This window comes from Desulfobulbus alkaliphilus (assembly GCF_016918545.1).
In the GTDB taxonomy this organism is placed as follows: domain Bacteria; phylum Desulfobacterota; class Desulfobulbia; order Desulfobulbales; family Desulfobulbaceae; genus Desulfobulbus; species Desulfobulbus alkaliphilus.
In genome coordinates, this window is sequence record NZ_JAFFQC010000350.1 from 1 (window position 1) to 411 (window position 411).

Below are 411 nucleotides of genomic sequence, written 5' to 3' on the forward strand. Positions count from 1 at the left end.
ATAGACGAGTTCGGCGCGGACGCGCAGTTTCATGAAAATCTGCCGATCAAAGGGAGATGAGAAGGTTGCTGGTGAACGCCACGCGGTCTGGGCCGTTCCGTGGTGGTCCGCGCCTTCTGGCCTGTGCAAATCGACAAGACAAGACAGTGTGTTAATCTGAGCCCCATGATCGCTTCCCCTGCCCTTCTCGCTCTTCGGGAAGCCACCGCCTCAGCCCACGAACCCCTGGAAGTCCAGGCCCGGATCGAGCCCCGTCTGGCGGACCCCGCCACTCGGGCAGAGACCGTGGCGGCCTTTTACCGCTTCCATGCCGGACTGGAGCCGCTCAGCCATCCGCTGGCGGCGGCGTTGAACGCCGAACTGGGCGGCGGCTTCGAACCGCGATCACGTGCGAACGGGATCGCCCAGGAC

The 411-nt window shown here is 64.2% G+C and carries 1 protein-coding gene; it reads left to right on the forward strand.

What is annotated here, in order from left to right; genetic code table 11:
* Positions 1-99: 99 nt before the first annotated feature.
* A partial coding sequence (locus tag JWG43_RS21065; protein ID WP_205244447.1) for a heme oxygenase-like domain-containing protein occupies positions 100-411 on the forward strand: 312 nt, incomplete at its 3' end.